We start from the raw sequence: 23,887 nt of genomic DNA, 5'->3' as shown, positions 1-23,887 counted from the left end.
CGGATATTGCGCTGACGCCATCAGGCCGGAACGATGGTCTTGCCGATCGGCCAAAGTGCTATTCCGGCGAGCTTCAGATGCGCCCAGGCGAACGGAATGCCGATGATGGTCACGGCCATGACGATCGCGGTGATGACATGCCCGAGTGCCAGCCACCATCCCGCGAGCACCAGCCAGATGATGTTGCCGATCACGCCGAGCGGTCCGGTGCCGATATCCGACTGTCCGGTATAGGCATCGCGCGACACCGCTTTTTGGCCGAACGGAAACAGGGTGTAGGCCGCTATATTGAACGCGGCCCTGGCCCAGGGCAGGCCGATGATCGTGATCGCCATGATGACCGCGGCGACCAGCCAGCCGACAGCCATCCATGCGCCGCCGAGGACGACCCAGAGAATATTCAGGAGCAGTGAGACCGGGGACATGGCGCCATCTCTACCTTGCCAGACGCAGGATTGAAATCAAAAATCGCGGCACGGTGGAGGCCGGCTTGCGTCGGGGCTCCGCACCAAGCCGATTGCCGCGGGGAACCCAGACGGTAAACTGTTTCCCAATGCGATCAAGCAACCCGTCCAAAGGGAGAAGTGTCGATGCGTCCGCTCGAATTCGGCTGGTATCTGCCCACGCATGGTGACACCACGGCCTATGGCCTGATGGAGGCGCAAATCGCCGGGTCGCCTGAATTGTGCGACCGCGTGGTGCAGGCGGCGGAACTGGCCGGCTTCGAATATCTGCTGATCCCGGTGGGTTCGACCTGCTGGGAGGCCTGGATATCCGGCGCGTTCATGGCGGCGCGTTCATCGAAGATCAAGCCGCTGATCGCGGCGCGGCCGGGCTACATCAATCCGGTGCTGCTGGCCAAGATGATCTCGACCTTCGACCAGATGTCGGGCGGACGAATCTGCATCAACCTGATCGCCGGCCAGAACGAGAGTGAAGTCGAAGGCGAGGGCGTGCGTTATGCCAAGGAGGAGCGCTACGCGCTGATGGAGGAAGAGGTCTCGATCCTCAAGGCGCTCTGGACGACGCGCGGCCCGCTGAATTTCGAGGGCCGGTTTCACAAGCTGTCCGGCGCGCACATCAGGCCGCGGCCGCTGCAGCAGCCATTTCCAAAATTCTATCTCGGCGGCGGCTCGCGCCAGGCCTGGGAATTGTCGGCAAAGCATTCCGACGTGCATCTGTTCTGGGGCGATCTGCCGGAGCGCATCGCGCAGAACATCGCCGAGATCAGGCAGATGGCGCGCGCGCATGGCCGCGAGAACGAGATCGGCTTCGGGATGCGGCTGCAGGTGATCTGCCGCGAAAATGAAGCGGATGCGTGGGAGGCCGCAGATCAACTGGTGCGTCACGCCACCGAGCGGCAGAAGCAGGAGATGAAGACGCTCTACAACAGGTCCGAGGCGAATCAGCGCGTGCAGCAGCTCGCCCGCGAACATGGCGACCTGCTGCTGCCGCATTTATGGACCGGCATCACGAAAGTCCGTCCGGGCGCCGGCATCGCCGTGGTCGGCAATCCCGCCCAATGCGCCGGCACGCTGCAGCAATTCATCGATGCCGGCTGTCATTCGTTCTGCCTGTCCGGCTATCTGCATGACGAGGAGGCCGAGCGTTTTGGGCGGCTGATCCGGCCCATTCTCGCCGAAACCAATCGCAACCGGTGGGCGGCGTAAGGCGCGCCCGATAGTCGTTGCAGCGGACGACATCAGGCCAGCGCCTGCGCCTTTTTGCGGCTTGCACCGAGCAATCGCCTGACCTCGAGGGCCGGCTTGGCCGCGCTGAACAGGTAGCCCTGCATCTCGGTACAGCCGAGCTTCCGCAATATTTCCCGCTGCTGCTTGGTTTCGACGCCTTCGGCCGTGGTGGTCATGTTGCGCGCCGCGGCGATATTGACCACCGCCTGCACGATCGCCGCCGAGCCGTCGACCTCGATGTCGCTGACAAAGCAACGGTCGATCTTGATCTTGTCGAACGGGAATCGCTTCAAATAGCTCAGCGAGGAGAAGCCGGTGCCGAAATCGTCGAGCGCGATACGGACACCGATGGCGCGCAGCTGATGCAGGATCGCCAGCGCGGTCTCGTCGTCATGGATCAGCACCGCCTCGGTGATCTCGATCTCCAGCCGGCTTGGCGTGAGACCGGAGGCCGCGAGCGCACTGGCGATCCGCAGCGCCAGCGTCTGGTTCTTCAACTGTATCGGCGAGACGTTGACGGCAAGCCGGATCTGATGCGGCCAGGTGGCGGCCTCGACGCAGGCGGTTTGCAGCACCCAATCGCCGAGCTCGTTGATCAGACCGGTGTCCTCCGCCAGCGGGATGAACTCCGCGGGCGAGACCATGCCGCGTTCGGGATGACGCCAGCGCAGCAGCGCCTCGCAACCCGTTATCTCGTTGCTGCGGAGATCGAGCAGCGGCTGGTAATGGATTTCGAAACCGCCATCGACCATCGCCTGGCGCAGATCCCGTTCCATGGTGAGCCGGGCCTTGGCGCGGGCGTCCATGGCCGGCTCGAAGAAGCGATGGGTCCGGCGTCCTTCGGCCTTGGCGGCGTACATCGCCAGATCGGCGTTCTTGATCAGCTGATCGAGATCGGTGCCGTCCTGCGGCGCCAGCGCGATGCCGATGCTGGCGTCGGTGGAGAGATGATGGCCGAGGCACCGGCAGGGTTGCCGGATCGCGTCGTGGATTCGCGTCACGAATTCTATCGTGTCGGCGACACCGCCGACTGCGGTCTGGATCACCGCAAATTCGTCGCCGCCAAGCCGCGCGATGAGATCGGTCGGCTTGATGCAGTCCTTGATGCGGGCGGCCACGGTCTTCAACAGCTCGTCGCCGACATGATGGCCGAGCGAGTCGTTGATACCCTTGAACTCGTCGATATCGATATAGAGCAGGGCGAATTTTTCGCCCTTTACCGCCTTGCGAAGCTCGCGCTCGATTTGCTCGCGGAACAGCACCCGGTTCGGCAGGTCGGTCAGTGCGTCGTAATGCGCGAGGTGCGCGATTTTTTCGTTAGCACGCCGGCGTTCGGTGACGTCGTCGACGACGTGGATGATGTATCGCGTCTCGCCCGCGGAATCGCGAATTCCGATGCGTCTCGACGTGATGTAACGCGCGCCCATCGCCTGGGTTTTCCAGAGGTGTTCGTCTTTGAACAGTCCATCGGTGGATTGCAGCGCGGTCTCGTCATCGGCCGTGACGATCTCGGCGGAAGCCTTCGGAAATATATCGAAGGCCGTCTTGCCGACGATGAGATCGCGTGAAATGCCGAATTGTGCTTCGGCGACGCGGTTGACCAGGAGATAGCGGCGGTCATGCGTCCCCTTTACAGTGATCTGCGAGGGAATGTGATCGACGATCTCGCGCAGGAATGCATAGTTGCGGTCGCGCTCCTGTTCGAGTTTGCGGCGCTCCGTGATGTCTTCCATCGTGGCGACCCATCCGCCGTGCGCCAGCGGCTTGCTGATAGCCAGAAAGGAGCGCCCGTCCGCGCATTGCACGATGCTGTGGTCGACCTGGCCCTGTGCGATGTTATGCATAACGCCGGAACAGAATTCGTCCACCTCGCCTGCAAAGGACCCGGTGTCCTTGCGGTGCTGCATCAGCTCACGGAAATGACAGCCTGGCTTCACGACCTCCGTCGACAGGTTGTACATGTCGACGTAGCGCCGGTTGAAGGTGACAATGCGAGCTGAGGCGTCGAAGAGTACCAAACCCTGGATCATGTTGTTGAGCGCGGTGTCGAGCTGGCCCCTTTCCGATTCCAGCCGCTGCTGCGCTTCCCGGCTCTGCCGGGTCATCTGCCGGATGATCAGAAGCAGGATCAGGGCGATCACCAACGCGGCCAGGGTGGCGGCGGTGATCAGGAATCTGGTTTGCTCGCGCCAGTCGGCCAGCGCGGCCGAGACCGTGTTGGTCGCGACGACGACAATCGGAAAATGGCTGAGCTGCGCCGCGGAACCGAGCCGGTCCAGTTGGTCGACCGGGCTTTGCACCCGCAGCGTCTGCGGGCCTCCCTGACTCAGGACGCGCTGCAGCAGCGGCGCCGTTGGAAACTTCTGCCCGATCATCTGATCGACGTGCGGATAGCGCGCCAGCAGGGTGCCATCGGCATGAAACATGGAAATGGCTGCATCCATTCCGATGGCGACGGAGGCAAAGAATTTCTCGTAATTGGCGGGGTCGATGCGCCGCGTCATCACGCCGAGAAAGATCCCGTTTTCTCCGTTCAATCGATGGGCGATGACGGTGTTCAGGTTGCCGTCGAGATGGCTGCGAACCGCCTCGGTCAGAATTGCTTCCGATTGCGGGTTGGATTTGAAGCTCTTGAAGTAGGCCCGGTCGGCGATACTGAGGGGTGGTGCCGGCAAGGGTCTCGACCAGTTGATCAGGTCTCCGCCGGTATCGAGGATGGAGATGTCGCCGAGATAGGACAGTCCGCTGGTTTTGGATCTCAGGATCTCATGCGCTTGCGGACTCGACATCCGTTCCCGGAACGTCTGCGACGAGGTGATGCCGGAAATGCGCAGCTGGGAGATCACATCGGCCGCGATCTTCTCGGAGTCCTCGAACTGCTGGTCGAAATGGCGTGTGAGCAGCAGAACGGTATTCTGCAGCTCGCGCTCGCTGTTATGCAGCGCGCGCTCGCGGAATTCGCCGACCATCATGATGGTGCCGATGAAGATCGCCGCGACCAGCAACCCGCCGCAGAGCGCCAGCCAAAGCACCGGGCCCCGGATCGTCGCGGTACGGTCTCGTCCGGTCGCTGCGGCTTGTGACATCAAGCCTCTTATGTCGTTAAACGGATTGCGCATTCCCTTCCCCCCGAGGGAATTCATACGACGCAGAAATGACATAAGCGGTTAGGAAATCCGGTTACCCAAGACTTAATCGGGCTCGAGACTTAATCGGGCTCGAGGCTTAATCGGGCTTGAGGCTTGATCGGCGTTGCGCGGACCGGTCGCGGCCGCCCTGGCTCGAGGCTGTCGCGACGCGCGCTGGCGAAATTGCAGCCCTGATCCCCGGGCAGGGGCCGTTCAATACCCCATTGAACCAGTCGTCCATCGGGCTAGGCTATTTGCCGCAGGAATCAGCCAATGCGGCGACAAGCCCGCGCCTGTCAGGGAGAGAACAATGAAAAAATGGCTCGCCGTATTCGGTGTTGCGGCGCTCGTTGCAGCGCCGCCCACAAGCCGTGCGGAGGAAATCACCCGCTTTACGCCCTTGAAGGCCGAGCAATTGACCCCGCCGCAAAAGGCCTGGGCGGACATGATTGCAGTGCCGCCGCGCAACGCAAAATTCACCGCGCCGCCCTACCGCGCCTATATCCGCAGCCCCGATCTGGCGCCGCGGCTGTCGGCGCTGTCGGACTATCTGCGCTGGAATACCTCGCTGCCGCCGCGCCTGAGCGAACTTGCGATCCTGATCACCGCGCGGCAGTGGACTGCGCAATATGAGTGGTTCGCGCATTATCCGCTTGCGCTCAAGGGCGAGCTCGATCCCAAGGTGGCGGATGCGATCGCGGCCGGCAAGCGGCCCGACAATATGCGGGATGACGAGGCGGCGCTCTATGATCTGGTGACTGCGCTCTACCGCGACCGGAAGGTCACCGACCCCGTCTACAAGGCGGCGCTCGAAAAATTCGGCGAGCGCGGCATCATGGATATCATCGGCATCATCGGCTATTACGACCTGGTCTCGATGACGCTGATCACGATGCAGGCCGGGGCGCCGAACGACAGCGTGCCGCCGCTGCCGGCGCTTTCGAAATAGGTCGGTCAAGTCGGAATTCGATCGAGCGGCGGATGCGCCGTTCTTGTCCTCCCTCTCCCAGCTTGCGGGGAGAGGGTTGGGGTGAGGGGCTCTATCCGCGAAGTTGGTGTCAGTTGATGGATCTGTACCCCCTCACCCGGATCACATCTGCGATGTGATCCGACCTCTCCCCGCAAGCGGGGCGAGGTGACCGGGACGCCGGTGCCGCTTCAACTCATTGCCATCCACCGTGCTAGCCATCCAGGTCGGCAGGCTCGCGGGCGTTTTCGAAGGCGGCCATGGTTTCCCTGAGTTCGTCGAGGGCCGCGCCGAGTTCGCCGGGACGATCGGTGAATTCCTTCGCAAGAGCCTCGCGGCGCTTCTCGATTGCCCGATCGATCGAGGGACCGAAGCGTGCGGCCGACGCGATCTCCTTGGCGAGCCGGGTATATTCCAGCCACACCAGATACAGCATCAGCGGCGGCACCTGCTGCGCCGCCAGCATTTGGCTGTAGCGTGCATCGGCGCCCTCCATCGCCCACCATTGCTGGCCAAGAACGATGATCTTTCTGAAGGCGCTGAGCGTCCCCAGAAATTTCTCCCGGTTGACCTCCACCAGGCTGGCGCAGTGATTCAGCCAGTTGAAGCCGGCGACAACAGCGATCGCCAGATCGGCCATCGTTGAACCCGTGAATTCAATCACGGTATCGTCGTGGGGCCGTTGCCGGAGATAGGCGTCGAGCATTTCCGGCTGACGGGCGGGGTCGCCCAACAGTTCGAACTCCCGCCGGGGCACCACCATCACATAGCGCATGGCCTCCAGCCGGGTGTGGTCCCAAATGGCGCTGACATCGCCGCCGGCATCGGAGCCCGCGCGCTTGCAGGCCGGATAGATCAGCTTGCCCTCATCGACGTCGTCGAGGTACCGCGGAACGCGCGTCTCCAGGTCCTGCAACAGGGCCTGAGGGCCGAAGGGGGGTGCCTTGTGCGCCCGGTCCTTCGGGAGTTGCCAGCCGAACCAGTCCATTCAGACCTCAAACCTCGGGCCTCAAACATCAGGTCTAACTTGGGATCACCCGAACTCCAGTCTAGCGCATGATCGTGTCCCCGTCAGCGCCGATAGCCGCGGCCGCGCGAATAGCCGGCGCGGTTTTCCTGCGCCGGGCGGCTTGCGTGACTGCTGCGGGCCTCGCTGGCAAGCGGGATCGCCGGCGCGAGCTCCTCGAGGAAAATCGGGCGCGAGAAATAATAGCCCTGCGCGTAGCGGATCTTGGTCGCGGCCTGCAGATAGGCCAGCTCCTCGAAGGTTTCGATGCCCTCGGCGATCACGGTCATGCCGAGTGCTTCGCTGAGCGATTCGATCGCCCGCAGAATGCCCTGGCTGCGCGGACGCTGATGGATATCGGTGATGAAGGAGCGGTCGATCTTGATTTCATCGGCGGTGATGTCGGCCAGCGCCGACAATGACGAATAGCCGATGCCGAAATCGTCGATCGAGACACCGACGCCGAGCTTGCGAAAGATCGGCAGGATTTCATCCTGGAAAAGCGTCTTGGTGACGAAGGCGTCTTCCGTCACTTCGATCATGAACCGGCCCGGAAATCCGGTCGCCTCGAGCGCCTCCGCGAACGGCCGCATGAACTCGGGATTGCCGGCTTGCTTGGCCGCGACATTGATGCTGATCGTGGTATCGGGACCGAAGGTCTCGTTGATCAGGTCGATCGATTTGACGATTTCCGCCAGCACCAGATGGGTCAGCTCGTCGATCAGCCCGAGTTCGACCGCGAGATTGATGAACGTGCCGGGGGCCTGGATCACGCCTTCGTCGTCGCGCAGCCTGACCAGCGCCTCGATGCCCTTGACGTCCTTGGTCCGGATATCGACCTTGGTCTGGAAGGCACAGCAGAAGCGCTTTTCCAGAATCGCCAGCCGCAGCGATTGCTCGATCTTCATCCGCGCCAGCGCCTCACGCTCCATGCCGGCGTCGAAAAACGCCGCGGCGCCCTTGCTGCCGTTCTTGACGCGATACATCGCTATGTCGGCGTTCTGGCGCAGCAATTCGTAGCTTTTGCCGTGTTCGGGATAGAGGCTGACGCCGATCGAGGTGGAAGCGAATATCTCGGAACCATCGATGAAGAACGGCGCCTTCAGCCGCTGCAGGATGAAATGGATGTATTCGGCGACCTCGGCCTCGCTCCGGATCGGGTTGAGCAGCAGCAGAAATTCGTCGCCGCTGATTCGGGACAGCACGTCGGATTCACGCAGGTCAAGCGCCAGCCGCTTGGTGATCTCCACCAGCAGCGCGTCTCCGATCGCATGCCCGTAATAATCGTTGATATGCTTGAAATTGTCGACATCGAGAAAGGCGAGCGCGAAATGGCCCTGGACCGACTCGCACTGCAGGAGGCTGTTGACGCGATGCTCGATCACCCGGCGCGTCGGCAGGCCCGTCAGTTCGTCATAATAGGCCGACCGGAACAGCTGGTCCTCGAACGCCTTTTGTTCGGTGATGTCGGCGGAACTCGAAACCAGCAGATTGCGCTCGGCGACCCGTATCGGCCGATGCGCGGTGAGAAACACCTGTTTCACGGCGCCGGCGGTAATCGATTCTTCCAGAACGGCCGAGCGGCCGCAGCGCAGCAGCTCGAGGCAGGTATCGCGGCGATCGCTCGCTTGCGTAGGCGCCGGGGCGCTTGCGGCCATCTGGAGTAATGCTGCGGCGGCATCGTTCACCAGCAGGAATTCGCCACGCTCGTCCTGAACGGTTACGCCCGTTGGAAGCAGCCGGAACACATCCCTCAGAATGCTCAATTCGGAATCGAAAGCGCCTTCGTGGTCGGCCTTCGTCGCGGCGGCCTGAAGATCTGGTTTGGGGGGACTGTGCATGGCCGCCGAGCTTGCCAAAGTCTCTTGTAGTATTGGTTAAGTGGTACTGCGAAAAGCCGCGACAGTCATACACGCTTAGGTTTTCGATTGGTGTCGCCTCGATCGTTGTTAACAGAGTGTCAACGCGATCTCTCAGCGCTTGCGGAAATGATTGCGGTTCGCGCGTCTCGGCGCAAATCCGCTCAGCTCGCAGGGATGCGGCACTGCATGGTGCAGTGAACGCCGGTCTTCAGGAAGCTGATCTCGGTCTTGCCGTCGAACGGCCGGAGCGCGGATTTCAAGAGCTTGGTGCCAAAGCCCGGCTTCCCGACGTTTTCGACCGTCGGCCCTTCGGTCTCGTCCCAGGCGATGTTGAGGCGATCGTCCGACACCGACCAGGACACCTGCAACAACCCGCTGGCGGCAGAAAACGCGCCGTATTTGCCGGCATTGGTGGCCAATTCGTGAAACATCAGCGCCAGGCTGACCGCCAGCTTGGCGGGAAGGAACAGCGGGTCGCCGTTCAGGTTGAAGCGGACATGGCCGTAGGGTCCGAGTTCGGAGCGCAACAGATCCTTGATATCGCAACCGCTGACATCGACCCGCGCGATCAGATCGTCGGTCGCCGACAGCGAACGTATTCGATGATCGATGCTGGCCCAGATTTGCGGCTGCTCCTGCAAAACCTGATGCAGGACGGCGTGAATCGTCGATGTCTTGTTTTTCAGCCGGTGCTGCAACTCGTCGACGATGAGCTTGCGGTATTCCTCTTCCTGGATCAGGCGTTTTGCGATCTGGCGCTGCTGCGCGACCATGGTTCGGTAGTGCTCGACGCCCCATACGGTGATGCCGCAGACCGCCCAGAATATGAGCAGAAGCGCGAATCGCGCGGTATCGACCGCCGCCGCGCTGAAATTGACGGCGACACCGAGCGCGCCACCCGCCAGCGCTGTCGCTATCCCGATCCGGAAGCCGCCGAAGGCGGTGGCAAAGAACACGGCTGGAATATACGGCGTGAAAAATACGTCGGGGCGGATTTGGGCCAAACCCCACCGCGCCACGGTCGCAACAGCGAGGCAGCAGCCGGCGAAGCCTGCACCGAACAGGGCTGAGGGTTGGGAAATTCCCTGCCAGCCGCGCCTGAACTCGTCGATCAATTTCATCATCGGTGTCGTCACTTCACGTGATCCGCGAATCCAAAATAAGGCCGGTTGGTGCGGAAAGCGGGTATTTCGAGGCCGCCCGGGGCCGCCAGCGGGATAACGTGCATGGAACGAGCTCGCTTGCCTTGTTCCCGCCGGACGGGAATATTGCCTGATCATCGACCGAGAACCGAGCAACATCAAAGGGGAAACGATATGGGGCGCCTGGACGGCAAGGTTGTGGGGGCGGTCGACGGCGCGCGCCGGACAACAGTCCAGGGAGAATGACAATGTCCACAACATTTGACACCGGGCTGACGCGGATCGAGGCCCGTCCGCTGTATCTGGCTGTCATAGCCGGCCTCGCCTTTGCATTCGTGATCGGAAGGGCTTTGCCGTCGACAATGGAGGCGATCTCGGCCGTGATCGAGCCGCTATGCGCCTCCAGTGATCCCGCGGGATCGACCCTCGATACCGTCGAGCCGATCGGTTCCTACGCCCTGCCCAATGTTCCCGGCAAGCGCGTGACGATCGTGCGGGTGTTCTATGGCCCCGGCGGGTTTACCCGCGCGCACCGGCATGCGGGCTCCGTCACCGCCTATATCACCAAGGGCGAGATCCGCTCGCAGCTCGCCGGCGGTCCGGTCGAGACCTTCAAGGTCGGTCAGTCGTTCTTCGAGCCGCCCGGCGCCGTGCATCTGGTCTCGGCCAATGCCAGCAACGCCGAGCCGGCGGAATTGATCGCGGTGTTCGTGGCGGATGAGGGCGCGCAGCTCACGACCTTCGTGGAGTAGTGAAGCGTCACGCTCCAACTGTTTCGTCATCCTGAGAGGCTGTGAAGCTATCTCGGACCTCATCCTGAGGAGCGGCGTCTTCGCCGCGTCTCGAAGGATGGCCGCTAGTCCGTTGTTGCGTCCATCCTTCGAGACGCTTGCTTCGCAAGCTCCTCAGGATGACGGGTTTTGAGTTCGAGTGTGCTGCTTCGGCATTCAGCCTTCACACCGGCTTCAGGATCACCCGCAACCCGTCGCGCGGCTTCGGGATCGGCCACATCTGCCAGTCCGGCTGGTAGCCCGGCTCCAGCGAGACGCTCAGATTCTGCAGGAAATGCCGCGCGAAGCATTTGGCCTGCATATAGGCGAAGTGCAGCCCTAGGCACATATGCGCGCCACCGCCGAACGGCACCCAGGCGAAACGATGACGGTTGCGCTGCGCCTCTTCGGTGAAACGCGCCGGATCGAATGTTTCGGGCTCGGGCCAGATATCGGGCATGTGGTGGGTGAACAGCGGGTTGACGCCGACCATGGTGCCGGCCGGGATCGCGTAGCCCTTGAAGGTGAAATCGCGGATCGCGCGGCGCGGCATCGACGGCACCGGCGGCTTCAGCCGCAAGGCCTCCTTGAAGGCCATTTCCGACAGCGGCATGGCTTCGAGATTGTCGAAACTCGTCGGCGCGTCGGCGGCGATGCCGAGCTGTGTTACTTCATCGCGCAGCTTCTGTTGCCACTCCGGATGGGCGGCGAGTTCGCCCACGAACGATGTCAGCGACGAGGTCAACGTGTCGTGCGCGGCCATCATCAGAAAGCTCATATGGTCGATGATGTCCTGCGTCGACAACAGCGCGCCATCCTCATGGGTCGCCTGACACAGCTGCGAGAACAGGTCTTCGCCGCCTTTTTCGCGGCGGATCGGAATCTGTTCCGAAAAATAGGCGATGATCCGCTTGCGGCCGTTGACGCCGCGGGCCATCTGGGTGCCGGGTATCGGCCTTCGGATCACGGCGACCGAAGCGGCCACCATATCGACGAACGCGCGGGTGATGTCGTCGACCTCGGGACCGATGTCGGCGCCGAGGAATGATGTGGCGGCGAGATCGAGCGTCAGCTGTTTCATCGCCGGATAGAGCAACATCGGTCCTGGCTGCGCCTTCCACTGCGCGACGCGGCCGGCGATGCCCTTATCGAGTTCGGTCAGATAGGATTTCATCGGCCCGGATTTGAAGGCGACCGACAGCGCACGGCGGTGCAGGCGGTGCTCGTCGAAATCGAGCAGCATCAGGCCGCGCGGAAACAGCAACCCGAGAATCCGGCCCCAGCCGAGCGTGGAGGAGAATTGCCGGGCCTGATCGAACAGCACCAGTTCGTTGGCATCGGGCCCGAGCAGCACCAGGCTGGTCTCGCCGAACAAATGACTACGATAGACCAGGCCGTATTTGGCGGAATTGCGTTCGACATGGCCCTTGGGATCGGCAAGCACCTCGAGCGTCTTGCCGATCAGCGGCCAGCCTTCGTCGCCCGGAATATGTGTCAGCGAATTGCGCTTCGGCGGCGTGAAGCTGTAGGCGGGGGAAGCCACACTCTGCATCGACATGGCAATTGCTCCGGTTGGTCGCGACCGCATAGCCCAGGCAGGTAAATAGCCTCTTGTTTCGCTGCTGCAAAGGCCCAGCACCAAACGCCCGGTCATCCAAATCGCGCCACAAAGCCGGGAGGCCGTGCTAAGCTGGCAGATAATAACAGAAAAGGCAGGGAGAGCGCAGATGTCGAAGATAGTGGGTGGGATCGCGGTCGCGTTGGCGGCGTTCGGCTGGATCGCGGCCGGATCGACGGCGGGGCTGGCGCAGACCAGGCCTGCGGTCACGAGTTTGGGCCCCGATTTCCCGAAGAGCGGAATCTTCATCGGCAACAGCTTCTACTATTACAACAATGGCCTGCCCGGCCATGTATCGCTGATGGAAAAAGCCGCCGACCCCGATCACAAGCAGGATTACCGAAACACCATGGTGACGATCGGCGGCTCCGGCTTCGACTGGCACGACGTCGAAAGCTATTTCCGGCCCAACGCCGTCGGCAATTATTCCTTCGACGACCACAACAATGTCGTCTTCAACAAGCTCGACAAACTGTTCGACGTCGCCGTGATGATGGATTGCAGCCAGTGCCCGATCCATCCCAAGCTCAAATCCGTCTTTACCGAATATGCCAAAAAGAACAGCGAGATCGTCCGCTCCCACGGCGCAAGGCCGGTGTTCTTCATGTCCTGGGCCTATGCCGACAAGCCGGAGATGACGGCGCAACTGGCCGAGGCCTATACCATCGCGGGCAATGACAATAACGCGCTGGTTATTCCCGCCGGCCTCGCGTTTGCGCGCGCCATCGGCAAGCAGCCCGAACTCAATCTCTATGCGCCGGACAAGCGTCATCCGAGCCTGGCCGGCACCTATCTCGCGTCCTGCGTGGTCTATGCGGCGCTGACCGGCCGTTCGCCGGTCGGCAACCCCTATCTCGCCGGCATCGATGCGCCGACGGCGACGTTCTTGCAAACCGTGGCGTGGGAGACGGTGCAGGACTATTACGGGAAATAGGCGCATCCAGGGGCGCAACGGGAAATCAAATGAAGCGGCGTGAATTCATTGCCGGACTTGGCGCGGCGGCAACGTGGCCGCCGGCCGCGCGCGCGCAGCAGGCTGAGCGGACGCGGCGAGTCGGGATGCTAATAGCGAGCGACGAGAACGAGCCATTGGTGCGGTCGCGCGTGGCTGCCTTCCGGCAGGGGTTAAGTGACCTTGGGTGGTTCGAGGGCAGGAATCTTCAAATCGATTATCGTTGGACTGGCAACGATCCGGAGCGCACGGGACGCTGTGTGTCCGAACTTGTAGCGCTGGCACCCGAAGTGATCCTGGCTCACTCGCCCCCCGCGACGTTGGCATTGAGCAAAGCCACGCGATCCGTTCCGATCGTTTTTGTGCAGATCACTGACCCGGTCGGCGCCGGGCTGGTGGCCAACCTTGCACATCCCGGCGCCAACATTTCCGGATTTACAACTTTCGAATTTGCGATGGGCACCAAATGGCTGGACCTGCTGAAGGGAATTGCTCCGAACATTACTCGCGTCGCAGTCATGCAAAACGCGCAAAGCCCAACCTGGTCTGGCCAGTTGCAGGCCGTGGAAGCGGCGGCGCCCTCGTTGGGGACACGAATAGTTTCCGCAGGTGTGGAGAGCGCGGCAGATATCGAACGTTCGATCGCCGAATTCGGGCGCGAGACGAATGGCGGCCTGATCGTCATGCCCGATAGTCTCACGCTTATCCACCGCAAATTGATTGTGTTGCTGGCGGAACGCTATCATCTGCCGGCGATCTATCCTTTTCGATATTTTCCAGATGACGGCGGGCTCATATCCTATGGGATTGATCTCGCCGACGTCTGGCGGCGAGCGGCGACTTACGTTGATCGAATCCTCAAAGGTGCGGCGGCAGGCGACCTGCCCGTTCAACAGCCGACCAAATTCGAACTTGTGATCAACCTCAAGACGGCGAAGGCGTTTGGCCTTGAAATCCCGCCGACGTTGCTCGCCCGCGCCGACGAGGTGATCGAATGAGGAGGCCGAAAAATCATGACGAATGGTGATCGGAAACTGCCCGTCGGGCAAATCAGTATTTTGTGTCAAGTCCTTCGTTAGAAAAAATCCTGCTTGCCCTCATTGGGCAAATCAGTGGCATTTCTCCGCCCGTCTCACCCGACAAGAGGGGCGCTCGCGATCGTCACGAACGTGGGTTGAGATGCGGTGGACGCGGAGGTGCCTTTGACGAACGGCGCTGAAGCGGACGGCGAAGTCGTGTGGTTCTGACACCCCGATGCTGGTGTCAAGTTGCGCTGGATTTATCCGCGCAGCGACGGTGGCAAGAAAGCCCGTTCACCGGGGAGAGCACGAAGTAAGCCGTAAAACCATTGCGCAGGGAAGGCCGGATGTTCTCCGCTGAACCTGTATGCTCGTGTGCGTGTTCTTATGCACAAATTGCACGCGAGACCGCGGGTGCAGCGCGCACCTGGCTTTCCCTGCGCCCTCTGCTTCGAGAGAGGGCGAAGTTGATGCAAATCTCGGGCATTTCATGTCGCGAGAATGCGGGCGCATACCTTCCTGGCTGTTTGAAATTCGAGTCGGAAGCTAGCCCGTCATTGCGAGGAGCGTAGCGACGAAGCAATCCATCTCTCCGCAAGCGGCGACATGGATTGCTTTGCTCCGCTCGCAATGACGTTGAGAGAGCAGCGCGTGCGACGCCATCTCCGTCAGCCTGAGGAGGCCGCAACGCGGTCGTCTCGAAGGCCGACGGGTACCGGCGGGCCCGTGCCTCCCTCGAGGCGCGCAAGAGCGCGCACCTCCAGCGACAACGGCAACGCCGTTGCGCGGGGATGACGGATCAAACAGCGGCGGCCACGATAGTGCGCAAGCAGCGAGGTCCGCTCTGATCACGCCTTGCGCTTCGCCGCTTCCTTCTGCAGGTCCGGCGCGTTGATGGTCGGGATCGCCACCCGGCCGGGGCCGGTGAGTGTAAGCGCCTCGGCGGCCTTTTCATTCTCCATGATCTTGGCCATCACGGCCTGGCCTGCGCGCTCGAACACGGCGCGATTTTCGATCACGAATTTCTGCGATTTGCGCAGCCCCGCGACATAGCCGTTGATTTCCGGAATCACGTAGCGCGCCACCATGTCCCAGCTGCGGCGGGTATTTTCCGGGTTGGCCCAGTCATGCACGAAACCGACGATGGTGCCGACGCCGCCGGAGACCTCCATCAGGCTCTTGATGGTTTTGACGAGATCGTCCGGCGTGCCGATGGTGGAGGCGGCGTTCTCGCCGCCCGCGGTTTTCTCGATCGCGTCCTCGGGCGAGATGAAAGGCTCCAGACCCGGCCGCTGCAGCGTGCCGACATTATATTCGTTGTGCCAGCGCATCAGTCCGGCGCCGGCCTCGCGCCTTGCCTGTTCGCGGGTCTCGGCGATGTGCCAGCTCAACAGCACGCGCCAGTCGGACCGGCTCACGGTGGTGCCGGCCTTCCTGGCGGCGTCCTCGGCAAAACCCCATTGCGTCGGCAACGCCATCAGGCCCTGCGTCGACATCGAGCCGAGCGAAATGATGCCGATGCCGTATTTGCCGGCCAGCGTCATGCCCGACGGCGAAATCTGCGACGCCACCACGAACGGCATCTCTTCCTGCAGTGGTAGCAACTGCAGCGCGGCGTCGTTCATAGTGAACCAGTCGCTCTTGGCGGTGACGCGCTCGCCCTTGAACAGGCGGCGAATGATCGCGATCGCTTCGTCCTGGCGGTCGCGCTGCGTCATCGGATCGATGCCGAGCGTATGCGCATCCGACGCCAGTGCGCCTGGACCCGAACCGAAGATCGCGCGGCCGCCGGTCATGTGGTCGAGCTGCACCATGCGTTGCGCGACATTGAAGGGATGGTGGTAGGGCAGCGAGACCACGCCGGTGCCGAGCTTGATGCGCTTGGTGCGCTCGCCGGCGGCGGCCAAAAACATTTCCGGCGAGGCGATCATCTCCCAGCCCGAGGAATGGTGCTCGCCGCACCAGAATTCATCGAAGCCGAGCGCGTCGATCTGCTCGACGAAATCGAGGTCGCGGCGGAATTGCAGCATCGGATGCTCGCCGATGGGATGATGCGGGGCGAGAAAAGCTCCGAATTTCAGGCGCGCCATGGGTGTTCTCTCCGGATATATTGTTTGGCTTTGTTGTTCTTTGGGTTCAGCCCCCAAACTACGGGCTGGGAAGGGGCAACGCAATCGCGTAAAGCCGCCGGCGGCGCATGGTTGTCGTGCGCGTTTATGTGACATACCGTCGCCCGGAATTCTTCCCGGTAACGCTTGCGATAGCTGACGCCCGTAAACGACAATGAATCTGGCAAAACCCCGCATCGATATCGGCTTTGCGACCAACGACGCGCCGGCAGCGCTTGCGTTCTGGCAAAACCAGATCGGCCTGCCGTTCGACCACATGCAGCCGATCCGCCGCGGCTACAAGCAGCACCGGCACGACCTCTGCGGCTCGATCCTGAAGATCAATCAGGTCTACGAGCCGCTGCCGGACAACCCGCCATCGGGCTATCGCGAGCTTCTGATTGCCCGCGACGGCATTTTGGCGCGTGAGTCGATGATCGATCCGGACGGCAACCGGGTCTCGCTGGTGCCCAAGGCAATGTTCGGGATCGAACGCATCGGCATCCGTCTCGGCGTGCGCGACGTCGAGGCGCATCGGCGCTTTTACATGGAGGCGCTGGGATTGCCGCAAGGCGAGGCGGCCGGTGCCGCGATGACCTTCCTGGCGGGCGATACGGTGTTGATCGTCGAGCCTGCACCCGACGCGCCGGATGACGCGTCGTTCGAGGGCAAGGGCTGGCGCTACATCACCTTTCAGGTGTTCGAGGTCGATCGCGAGCACGCGCATGTGCTGGCCCATGGCGGCCGCGAGGCCCGCGCGCCGGTGACGCTCGGCACGACCGCACGGATTTCGATGGTGCGCGATCCCGATGGCAACTGGATCGAGCTGTCGCAGCGCGCTTCGCTCACCGGCTCGCTGGAGCCGTCGGCGCCGTAAACGCTGGCCGTCGAGCCGGGATCTTTTCTCAAATTTCCATTGTCAGGGTTGCACGTTCAAGGTCCGGACCACGCGGAAGCTGAAGCCGCCGCCGTCGACGATCGAGTCCTCGCGATAACCCGAGCGCAGCATGTTGGCCGACCAGTTCCATCTGCCGCCGCGCAAGATGCGCTTGTGGCAATCGCCTTCCAGCCATGGCGAACCATCGGTCGGCGTATCCTCGGTGTAGCGCTTGTTGAAGCAATCCTCGGTCCACTCGAACACATTGCCGTGCACCTGGTACAGCCCGAACGGATTCGGCGCGTAGGAATCCACCACCGCGGGGCCCTTGCTGTCCGGGCCGTGCGGCCCGCTGCCATAGGGGGTCGATGCCTGGTAGTTGGCGAGCTGTGCGGTAACCGTGTTGCCGAACCAGAACGGCGTCGTGGTGCCGGCGCGGGTAAAATATTCGCGCTCGGATTCGCTCGGCAGCCGGTAGGTGCGGCCGACCTTCTTCGACAGCCACGCCAGATATGATTTTGCCGCTTCGAAATTGATGCCCTGTGCCGGCATGCGGCCGCGGCCAAAACCGTTGTCGTCGCCCTTGTTGCCGCCGCAGCCGCCGTCGGCGAGACAGGCGTCCCATTCGTCGAACGAGACCGCGAAGCGGCCAACCGCGAACGGCCTGGCCAGAGTGACGCGATGGATCGGGTCTTCGCCCTTGAACCGGTCCGGCTCGTTGGCCGGCGTTCCCATCATGAACGAGCCCTTCGGCACGACCACCATTTCAGGGCAGGTGTCGCACTCTTTGAAACTGTCCTTCGGCCGCAAGGCCTGTTCGAGCTCAGGCGTCAGCGGCTGGACGCCTTTTTCGGCAAAGAACTGCCGCGGAAGCGGCGCGGGCGCAGTTTGCGCCGATTCCACCGCCGATTTCGGCTTCGGCCGCTCTTGCCTCGGCTTGGCCGATGCGCCGCCGGCGAATGAAACAACGAGCGCACCGGTGATGAGTGCGAGGAAGAGCCGCGATATTTCGGTCATGAACCATCCTTGGCGTGAACCAGCATTGCAGCTTGGTCGCGCGCGAAGGAGATCGCGTTCACCTCGAAGGCCGTCCCGAACGCGCGAAATGGCCGAACAGACTGCAGGAAGCCCCGATTCCCATGCAGCAATCGGGCCAAATTCCCAGCGATTGCTTACCTGCCAGGTAATCGCCGGGATGACCGGAATCAGTAGCCTGGGCGTGCAACGGATTTCGGACAGGACCGCCCAACATGCACCAGATCGTTTCAAACCCGGTGGATTCCTCGCGCCGCTGGTGGGTGCTGGCGATCGTCGTCGCCGCACAATTCATGTTCGGCGTCGATGCCTTCATCGTCAACGTCGCGATCCCGACGATTGCGGTCGAATTGCGCGCTAGCGCGGCGCAGATCGAGGCCGTCATTGCGATCTATCTGATCGCCTATGCCACGCTGGTGGTTACCGGTGGCCGGCTCGGCGATATCTACGGCACCAAGAATGTATTCATTGCCGGTGTGCTCGGCTTCACCGTCACCTCGCTGTGGTGCGGGCTGGCGCAATCCGGCCCGGAACTTATTCTCGCCCGGCTGGCGCAGGGCGCGACCGCGGCACTGATGGTGCCGCAGGTGCTCGCCACCCTTCATCTGCTGTTTACCGATTCGTCCCGCGCCCGCGCGTTCGGCATTTACGGCATCGTGCTGGGTTTGGCCGGTGCGGCCGGCTTCATGCTCGGCGGCGTGCTGGTGACGCTCGATCTTGCCGGGCTCGGCTGGCGCGCGGTGTTTTTCGTCAACGTGCCGTCCGGCGTCGTCATCATCGCTGCGGCGTTGAAGATTATGCCGACGGTGCCGCGTCGCGCCGGCGCGCGGCTCGACATGTCAGGTGCGATCGTGCTGTTCACGGGATTGCTGTGCCTGATCGGCCCGCTATTGTTCGGCCACGATGTGCACTGGTCGCCGTGGGTCTGGCTGGTGATGGCGTCGGGCGTTGCGATCATTGCCGGATTCCTCAGGCTCGAACGATCGGTCGCGCGCCGTGGCGGCATGCCGCTGATCGATCTGGCGCTGTTGTCGGATCTGGCCTTCATGCGCGGCCTGGTCGCCGTGTTCTTCTTCTTTTTCGCCAATCTGTCGTTCTATCTGCTCATGACCATGTTCATGCAACGCGGCTTGCAGATTCCGCCGCTGCACGCAGGGCTGGTGTTCGTGCCGCTGGCGCTGACCTTTGTCATCGCCTCAAGGCATAGTGGCGCGCGCGCCAGGCATCGCGGCACGCGGGTGCTGATCGAAGGCTGCGCGGTGCAGCTCGCCGGTCTTGCGGCGTTGGTGACGACGATCGAATCGGTGGCGGCGCCTTCCGCGATGTTGCTGGCGCTGGTGCTGATGGTCTTCGGCTACGGTCAGGGCTTGGTGATGGCGCCATTGTCGAGCGCCGTGCTCTCGACCGTGAAGCCGGCCAGCGCGGGCGCGGGCTCCGGCATGTACGGCACCACGGCGCAAATCGCCAACGCCGCGGGTGTGGTCGCAATCGGCGCGGTATTTTTCGCGATGGAAGCGGCTCACTCGGCGCAACTGGCGTTATTTGCAGCATGCGCATTGTTTGCGCTGTCGATCGGTATTTGCGCCGTATTTCTGTCATGGATGCGCCGCGCGACGGCCTGATCACGCATTAACGCCGATTCTCACAAATCCCTGGGGAACGACCGCACACGGCCTTTTCATTTTGCAGTGCAGCAACTATCTGCTCTTGGTGAGGTTAGAATGCAAATCACCTCGGGAGCTGCTGTTGTCCCTCGCCAAGAACATCGAATTTTTGCACCACCTGCCCAAGCTGAACGGCTTCAATGGTTTGGCCGCCTTTGGACGCGGCCTTGCGCCGGGCGCTCACAGTCCGCTGTTTGAGGTAACCGGATTCGGCACGAATCCCGGCGCGCTCAGGATGTTCTCCTTCGTACCTGAGCACCTCCAGCCCGCGCCCGCGCTCGTCGTGGTTCTGCACGGTTGCGGCCAGACCGCCGCCGGCTACGATCTCGGCACCGGCTGGTCGACGCTGGCAAACCATTACGGCTTTGCGTTGCTGATGCCCGAACAGCAGGCATCGAACAACGCCAACACCTGTTTCAACTGGTTCAATCCGGAAGACACCACGCGGGATCAAGGCGAAGCCTGTTCGATCCGGCAAATGATCGCGCACATGGTCGCCGATCACAAACTCGATCCCCGTCGCATCTACGTCACCGGGCTTTCCGCCGGTGGCGCCATGACGTCGGTGATGCTCGCGACCTATCCGGAAGTTTTCGCGGGCGGTGCCATCATCGCCGGCCTGCCTTACGGCATTGCCAGCAATGTGCGCGAAGCCTTGAGCGGAATGATGCAGTCATCGTCGCGTCCGGCCGGCGAGTTGGGCGATCTCGTGCGCAACGCCTCGAAGCACAAAGGTCCGTGGCCGAAATTGTCGGTGTGGCACGGCAGCGCCGATCGCACGGTCAATCCTGCGAATGCCGACGAGATCGTCAAGCAATGGCTCGACGTGCACCAATTGCCGCAGGCACCGATGTCGGCGGCGGATGTCGACGGTTATCCCCGCGAGGTCTGGTGGAACGCGGATGGCGAGACCGTCGTCGAGTCCTACACCATTACCGACATGGCCCACGGCACCCCGCTCGGGATCGCCGATAATGACGAGCGATATGGCGAGGGCGGCGCATTCCTGATCGAAGCGGGAATTTCGTCGTCCTATCACATCGCGAATTTCTTCGGCCTGACCGAACGTGTCAGGCAACCCAAGGCCGCCCCGACCGGAGTTTCGCGGGAACGCACCGGTACGATTTCGATGACGGTTCCGGTGCCTGCGCCAGAACCGGATCTCGCCGCGATCCTGTGGCCGCAGGCAGCGTCCAGCCGCCGTGCCGAGCCGCCGAAAAAGCCGCGTCGCCGCGCCATCGATGTCGGCGCTGTCATCACCCGGGCGCTGACCGCCGCGGGGCTGATGAAATAGGCGCAAGCTGCGGCGTTCGCGCGGCCTGCAGCGACGACGAAGCCGTATGACGGTGTGCTGATTCAATCCAAACTCATCGTGCGCTAGGCCGCAGTTTCGGCGATCAGTTCGATCGGCGTGACCGTGACCTCGCCGCCGGCGACCTGCCTTGTCTTTTCCGTGTAGTGCTTGAAGAAATCCCGCGCCTGCAGCGTCTTGACCGCGAGATCGTCGGCGGCCGAGGCGAGGTGGAAATAGCTGGAATCGTCGCGGTTCTTCATGCAGCGGTAGTTGATCCGCCCCTTCAGTTCGGGGTCATTGTCGATGGCTGAAATGAAGCGGCCGATCTCCCGGTGCCACTCCTCGGTCGTGCCGTTGGCAAACGCATATTTGATCATGAAGTGCTTCATTGACGGCTCCTTCGTTGGGCTGCATCGGATCATCTGGTGCGCTTGAGGGCGAAAACGCAAGTATGGACAAAATTGATAGTATGGACTTTCTTGTGCTTATTCCTATCCTCCCCGCCGGCAACGTATCGGAGGGCATGAGATGGCGAAGCCGAAATCAGCGTTGACCTGCGGCTGTCCGGTCGCGGCATTTCAGAAAATGATCAGCGGCAAATACAAGCTGCGCATCGTCTGGGACCTGAAGGATGGCCCGCTGCGCTACGGCGAAATCAGAACCGGCCTGTTGCGCGGCTCCGATGGCAGCTCCGAGATCGCGCCGCGCGTGCTCAGCCGCGAATTGAAGGCGCTGACCGAAACCGGGCTGATCGATCGCAAGGATTACGGCGTCGTGCCGCCCAAGGTCGAATATCGCCTGACCCGCAAGGGCAAGAGCTTTGTGCCCGTCATCGCCGCGATCCGCGACTGGGGCTCGCGCCATCTCGCTCAGGCTGGTTCAGGCGAAATGGCGAGCGGAATGGCGGCGGAATAGTCGCCGCCAGCTCTTTATTTTTGACGCGTTTTCTACCGCAGATAAGTCTACGAAATCTGCGTAAACTTGATTGCTACGCGAACCGGTATCCACCCCGGATCAAGTCCGGGGCAGGCTTTCGCTCGAAAACGCTCTACATCTCGCCGGTCAAAAACGGATTGGTCATCCGCTCCTGGCCGATGCTCGATCCGGCACCGTGGCCGCAGATGAAGCCGACATCGTCGCCGAGCGGCAGTAGCTTTTGGGTGATCGAATCGATCAGCGTGGCGTGGCTGCCGCCGGGCAGATCGGTTCGCCCGACCGAGCCGTTGAACAGGACGTCGCCGACATGGGCGAAGCGCAGCTCCTTGTTGAAGAACACCACGCTGCCCGGCGAATGGCCGGGGCAATGCAGGATGTCGAAGACGAGATCGCCGATCGAGACCTGGTCGCCTTCATCGAGCCAGCGATCGGGTCCGAAATTGCGCACGCCGGTCATGCCGAAGCGTTCGCCGCTGCTCACGACATTGTCGAGCAGATATTTGTCCGCAATGTGCGGGCCTTCGATCTTCACCTGCAGCGCATCGCGCAGCTCGGCGGCGCCGCCGACGTGGTCGATATGGCCGTGCGTCAGCCAGATCTTCTCGACGGTGACGCCGGTCTGCTTGATCGCGGCCTGGATCTTGTCGACGTCCCCGCCGGGGTCGATCACCACGGCCTTTTTGGTCGGCTCGTGCCAGATGATGGTGCAGTTCTGCTCGAACAGCGTCACCGGAACGATGATCGCGCCGGCTTTCGGTTTTGTCTCGGTTTTGTCATCCATGGGGGCACCATATTCTTCCCTGAAACGCCGTCAACACGAGGGGACGCCGTGCGATCCGGGCCGGGTCTGTGATAGGGTTGAACGCAACATTTAGTGCTCAAGGCCGAAAGCGCATCGGCCGCAGGCTTGGTTTTTTGACGTCGGCAGGCCGGAAATTGCATGAGTCAGGCTTCCACATCGCCGCTGGGCGGGACGCGTACAACGGCCCGCGCGTTTTTTGTCGCCGATCGCCTGAATACGTCGGGCCTCGAGCGCGGCGACGTGCTGGCGACGACGCCGCTGGCGTTTCGCGTCAACGAGAACGGCGTCGCCATTCTGTTCCGCTATGGCGTCGTCGTCCTGATCGGGCTGAATGCGCTGGAGGAGGACGAATTCCTGCGTAGCCTGCAATCGCGCATGACAGGACCCGCGGCCCGGCGCGAGGAGGAGATCGCGACCATCGAACTCGCCTCCGAGAAGGACGACCAGATTCCGCCGGGTGGTCCGATCTACCTGCAGAGTCTGTCGCCGGAGCGGCTGATCCTGGTTGGCGAGGCGCTGGCCAAGAGCGTCGTTCTGGCGCGGCACGAGCGCGAGGTTGCGGCCGTGTTCGACATGACCGAACCGTTCGCGCGCGAACTGGCGCAGAACGGGCAGATGCGCGGTGGCCGGAACGCGATCCTGAAGCACATCGGCAATGCGTTGTCGGTGCGGCATCGCGTCTCCGGTCCGGTCGAGGTGTCCGAAAAGCCCGATATTCTCTGGGACAAGCCGCAGCTCGAGCGGCTCTATGCCCGGCTGGAGGATGAATACGAGCTCAAGGAGCGAGCCGAATCGCTCAATCGCAAACTTGCGGTGGTCGCCGAGACGGCGCAGGTCTTGACCGATATCATCGATACCCGCCGCTCGCTGCGGCTGGAGCTGATCATCGTGTTCTTGATCCTGTTTGAGGTGCTGATCACCGTGTATCAGATCGCCATGACCCGGCATGGCTAAACGCGCAGGGCGTACGCATGGCAGGGGATTGTCCTGAAGAATCTGGTCAGCTTTAGCCCGAC

20 protein-coding genes are annotated in these 23,887 nt (G+C 62.3%); 10 read left to right on the top strand and 10 right to left on the bottom strand.

Annotated elements, in window-relative coordinates; translation table 11 throughout:
* Positions 1 to 20 precede the first annotated feature (20 nt).
* Positions 21 to 425, bottom strand: coding sequence for a YccF domain-containing protein (locus tag V1289_RS19480; RefSeq protein WP_334398392.1), 405 nt, complete (start codon positions 423 to 425; stop codon positions 21 to 23).
* Positions 426 to 590: 165 nt separating this feature from the next.
* Here V1289_RS19480 and V1289_RS19475 point away from each other — a divergent pair, with 165 nt between their 5' ends.
* On the top strand, positions 591 to 1,670 hold the full coding sequence (locus V1289_RS19475; RefSeq protein ID WP_334398391.1) for an LLM class flavin-dependent oxidoreductase: 1,080 nt from the start codon (positions 591 to 593) through the stop codon (positions 1,668 to 1,670).
* A 32-nt stretch (positions 1,671 to 1,702) separates the two neighbouring features.
* Here V1289_RS19475 and V1289_RS19470 read toward each other — a convergent pair whose 3' ends face one another.
* Complete coding sequence (locus tag V1289_RS19470; RefSeq protein ID WP_442896030.1) at positions 1,703 to 4,810, bottom strand: bifunctional diguanylate cyclase/phosphodiesterase; 3,108 nt, start codon at positions 4,808 to 4,810, stop codon at positions 1,703 to 1,705.
* Between the two features lie 319 nt (positions 4,811 to 5,129).
* On the opposite strand from V1289_RS19470, the gene V1289_RS19465 reads away from it, so the two are divergent.
* Entirely contained in the window at positions 5,130 to 5,768 is a 639-nt protein-coding gene (locus V1289_RS19465; RefSeq protein ID WP_334398389.1) for a carboxymuconolactone decarboxylase family protein, read from the top strand.
* 232 nt (positions 5,769 to 6,000) lie between these two features.
* Here the strand turns inward: V1289_RS19465 and V1289_RS19460 are convergent, their stop codons facing one another.
* From V1289_RS19460 to V1289_RS19450, 3 genes are all read right to left on the bottom strand, one after another.
* Complete coding sequence (locus V1289_RS19460; RefSeq protein WP_334398388.1) at positions 6,001 to 6,774, bottom strand: hypothetical protein; 774 nt, start codon at positions 6,772 to 6,774, stop codon at positions 6,001 to 6,003.
* Positions 6,775 to 6,857: 83 nt separating this feature from the next.
* The gene (locus V1289_RS19455) at positions 6,858 to 8,633 is read right to left on the bottom strand and encodes a putative bifunctional diguanylate cyclase/phosphodiesterase (protein ID WP_334398387.1); all 1,776 of its coding nucleotides are present in this window, start codon (positions 8,631 to 8,633) and stop codon (positions 6,858 to 6,860) included.
* A 182-nt stretch (positions 8,634 to 8,815) separates the two neighbouring features.
* The gene (locus V1289_RS19450; protein ID WP_334407555.1) at positions 8,816 to 9,778 is read right to left on the bottom strand and encodes a sensor histidine kinase; all 963 of its coding nucleotides are present in this window, start codon (positions 9,776 to 9,778) and stop codon (positions 8,816 to 8,818) included.
* A 266-nt stretch (positions 9,779 to 10,044) separates the two neighbouring features.
* Between V1289_RS19450 and V1289_RS19445 the strand changes: the two genes are divergently transcribed.
* Complete coding sequence (locus V1289_RS19445) at positions 10,045 to 10,548, top strand: cupin domain-containing protein (RefSeq protein ID WP_334398386.1); 504 nt, start codon at positions 10,045 to 10,047, stop codon at positions 10,546 to 10,548.
* A 202-nt stretch (positions 10,549 to 10,750) separates the two neighbouring features.
* Here V1289_RS19445 and V1289_RS19440 read toward each other — a convergent pair whose 3' ends face one another.
* Positions 10,751 to 12,124, bottom strand: coding sequence for a cytochrome P450 (locus V1289_RS19440; RefSeq protein ID WP_334398385.1), 1,374 nt, complete (start codon positions 12,122 to 12,124; stop codon positions 10,751 to 10,753).
* A 169-nt stretch (positions 12,125 to 12,293) separates the two neighbouring features.
* Here V1289_RS19440 and V1289_RS19435 point away from each other — a divergent pair, with 169 nt between their 5' ends.
* Both V1289_RS19435 and V1289_RS19430 read left to right on the top strand, forming a co-directional pair.
* Complete coding sequence (locus V1289_RS19435) at positions 12,294 to 13,118, top strand: hypothetical protein (RefSeq protein ID WP_334398384.1); 825 nt, start codon at positions 12,294 to 12,296, stop codon at positions 13,116 to 13,118.
* 29 nt (positions 13,119 to 13,147) lie between these two features.
* Positions 13,148 to 14,134 (top strand): ABC transporter substrate-binding protein, encoded by a 987-nt coding sequence (locus V1289_RS19430; RefSeq protein WP_334398383.1) that lies wholly within the window; start codon positions 13,148 to 13,150, stop codon positions 14,132 to 14,134.
* Positions 14,135 to 15,003: 869 nt separating this feature from the next.
* Here the strand turns inward: V1289_RS19430 and V1289_RS19425 are convergent.
* Positions 15,004 to 16,245, bottom strand: coding sequence for an LLM class flavin-dependent oxidoreductase (locus V1289_RS19425; protein ID WP_334398382.1), 1,242 nt, complete (start codon positions 16,243 to 16,245; stop codon positions 15,004 to 15,006).
* Between the two features lie 193 nt (positions 16,246 to 16,438).
* On the opposite strand from V1289_RS19425, the gene V1289_RS19420 reads away from it, so the two are divergent.
* On the top strand, positions 16,439 to 17,140 hold the full coding sequence (locus V1289_RS19420) for a VOC family protein (RefSeq protein WP_334398381.1): 702 nt from the start codon (positions 16,439 to 16,441) through the stop codon (positions 17,138 to 17,140).
* A 42-nt stretch (positions 17,141 to 17,182) separates the two neighbouring features.
* Here V1289_RS19420 and V1289_RS19415 read toward each other — a convergent pair whose 3' ends face one another.
* On the bottom strand, positions 17,183 to 18,157 hold the full coding sequence (locus tag V1289_RS19415; protein ID WP_334398380.1) for a formylglycine-generating enzyme family protein: 975 nt from the start codon (positions 18,155 to 18,157) through the stop codon (positions 17,183 to 17,185).
* A 233-nt stretch (positions 18,158 to 18,390) separates the two neighbouring features.
* Here V1289_RS19415 and V1289_RS19410 point away from each other — a divergent pair, with 233 nt between their 5' ends.
* Together V1289_RS19410 and V1289_RS19405 are read left to right on the top strand one after the other, a co-directional pair.
* The gene (locus V1289_RS19410) at positions 18,391 to 19,797 is read left to right on the top strand and encodes an MFS transporter (protein ID WP_334398379.1); all 1,407 of its coding nucleotides are present in this window, start codon (positions 18,391 to 18,393) and stop codon (positions 19,795 to 19,797) included.
* Between the two features lie 124 nt (positions 19,798 to 19,921).
* Complete coding sequence (locus V1289_RS19405; protein WP_334398378.1) at positions 19,922 to 21,133, top strand: extracellular catalytic domain type 1 short-chain-length polyhydroxyalkanoate depolymerase; 1,212 nt, start codon at positions 19,922 to 19,924, stop codon at positions 21,131 to 21,133.
* An 83-nt stretch (positions 21,134 to 21,216) separates the two neighbouring features.
* On the opposite strand, the gene V1289_RS19400 is transcribed toward V1289_RS19405, so the two are convergent.
* Positions 21,217 to 21,522, bottom strand: coding sequence for a hypothetical protein (locus tag V1289_RS19400; protein ID WP_334398377.1), 306 nt, complete (start codon positions 21,520 to 21,522; stop codon positions 21,217 to 21,219).
* Between the two features lie 139 nt (positions 21,523 to 21,661).
* Here V1289_RS19400 and V1289_RS19395 point away from each other — a divergent pair, with 139 nt between their 5' ends.
* Positions 21,662 to 22,048 (top strand): winged helix-turn-helix transcriptional regulator, encoded by a 387-nt coding sequence (locus V1289_RS19395; RefSeq protein ID WP_334398376.1) that lies wholly within the window; start codon positions 21,662 to 21,664, stop codon positions 22,046 to 22,048.
* A gap of 133 nt (positions 22,049 to 22,181) precedes the next feature.
* Here V1289_RS19395 and V1289_RS19390 read toward each other — a convergent pair whose 3' ends face one another.
* Complete coding sequence (locus V1289_RS19390; RefSeq protein ID WP_334398375.1) at positions 22,182 to 22,850, bottom strand: MBL fold metallo-hydrolase; 669 nt, start codon at positions 22,848 to 22,850, stop codon at positions 22,182 to 22,184.
* A 159-nt stretch (positions 22,851 to 23,009) separates the two neighbouring features.
* On the opposite strand from V1289_RS19390, the gene V1289_RS19385 reads away from it, so the two are divergent.
* Positions 23,010 to 23,825, top strand: coding sequence for an RMD1 family protein (locus V1289_RS19385; protein WP_309180683.1), 816 nt, complete (start codon positions 23,010 to 23,012; stop codon positions 23,823 to 23,825).
* Positions 23,826 to 23,887: the final 62 nt, after the last annotated feature.

Source organism: Bradyrhizobium sp. AZCC 2289 (assembly GCF_036924615.1).
Lineage (GTDB): Bacteria > Pseudomonadota > Alphaproteobacteria > Rhizobiales > Xanthobacteraceae > Bradyrhizobium.
Note: the sequence above shows the minus strand (reverse complement) of the source record. Positions and strands in the feature narration are given on the sequence as shown.

Bases quoted from the DNA above. Each gene is read 5' to 3' on its own strand.
- V1289_RS19480 (WP_334398392.1), bottom strand. From the start codon at position 425: ATGTCCCCGGTCTCACTGCTCCTGAATATTCTCTGGGTCGTCCTCGGC.
- V1289_RS19475 (WP_334398391.1), top strand. From the start codon at position 591: ATGCGTCCGCTCGAATTCGGCTGGTATCTGCCCACGCATGGTGACACC.
- V1289_RS19470 (WP_442896030.1), bottom strand. From the start codon at position 4,810: ATGCGCAATCCGTTTAACGACATAAGAGGCTTGATGTCACAAGCCGCA.
- V1289_RS19465 (WP_334398389.1), top strand. From the start codon at position 5,130: ATGAAAAAATGGCTCGCCGTATTCGGTGTTGCGGCGCTCGTTGCAGCG.
- V1289_RS19460 (WP_334398388.1), bottom strand. From the start codon at position 6,774: ATGGACTGGTTCGGCTGGCAACTCCCGAAGGACCGGGCGCACAAGGCA.
- V1289_RS19455 (WP_334398387.1), bottom strand. From the start codon at position 8,633: ATGCACAGTCCCCCCAAACCAGATCTTCAGGCCGCCGCGACGAAGGCC.
- V1289_RS19450 (WP_334407555.1), bottom strand. From the start codon at position 9,778: ATGATGAAATTGATCGACGAGTTCAGGCGCGGCTGGCAGGGAATTTCC.
- V1289_RS19445 (WP_334398386.1), top strand. From the start codon at position 10,045: ATGTCCACAACATTTGACACCGGGCTGACGCGGATCGAGGCCCGTCCG.
- V1289_RS19440 (WP_334398385.1), bottom strand. From the start codon at position 12,124: ATGTCGATGCAGAGTGTGGCTTCCCCCGCCTACAGCTTCACGCCGCCG.
- V1289_RS19435 (WP_334398384.1), top strand. From the start codon at position 12,294: ATGTCGAAGATAGTGGGTGGGATCGCGGTCGCGTTGGCGGCGTTCGGC.
- V1289_RS19430 (WP_334398383.1), top strand. From the start codon at position 13,148: ATGAAGCGGCGTGAATTCATTGCCGGACTTGGCGCGGCGGCAACGTGG.
- V1289_RS19425 (WP_334398382.1), bottom strand. From the start codon at position 16,245: ATGGCGCGCCTGAAATTCGGAGCTTTTCTCGCCCCGCATCATCCCATC.
- V1289_RS19420 (WP_334398381.1), top strand. From the start codon at position 16,439: ATGAATCTGGCAAAACCCCGCATCGATATCGGCTTTGCGACCAACGAC.
- V1289_RS19415 (WP_334398380.1), bottom strand. From the start codon at position 18,157: ATGACCGAAATATCGCGGCTCTTCCTCGCACTCATCACCGGTGCGCTC.
- V1289_RS19410 (WP_334398379.1), top strand. From the start codon at position 18,391: ATGCACCAGATCGTTTCAAACCCGGTGGATTCCTCGCGCCGCTGGTGG.
- V1289_RS19400 (WP_334398377.1), bottom strand. From the start codon at position 21,522: ATGAAGCACTTCATGATCAAATATGCGTTTGCCAACGGCACGACCGAG.
- V1289_RS19395 (WP_334398376.1), top strand. From the start codon at position 21,662: ATGGCGAAGCCGAAATCAGCGTTGACCTGCGGCTGTCCGGTCGCGGCA.
- V1289_RS19390 (WP_334398375.1), bottom strand. From the start codon at position 22,850: ATGGATGACAAAACCGAGACAAAACCGAAAGCCGGCGCGATCATCGTT.
- V1289_RS19385 (WP_309180683.1), top strand. From the start codon at position 23,010: ATGAGTCAGGCTTCCACATCGCCGCTGGGCGGGACGCGTACAACGGCC.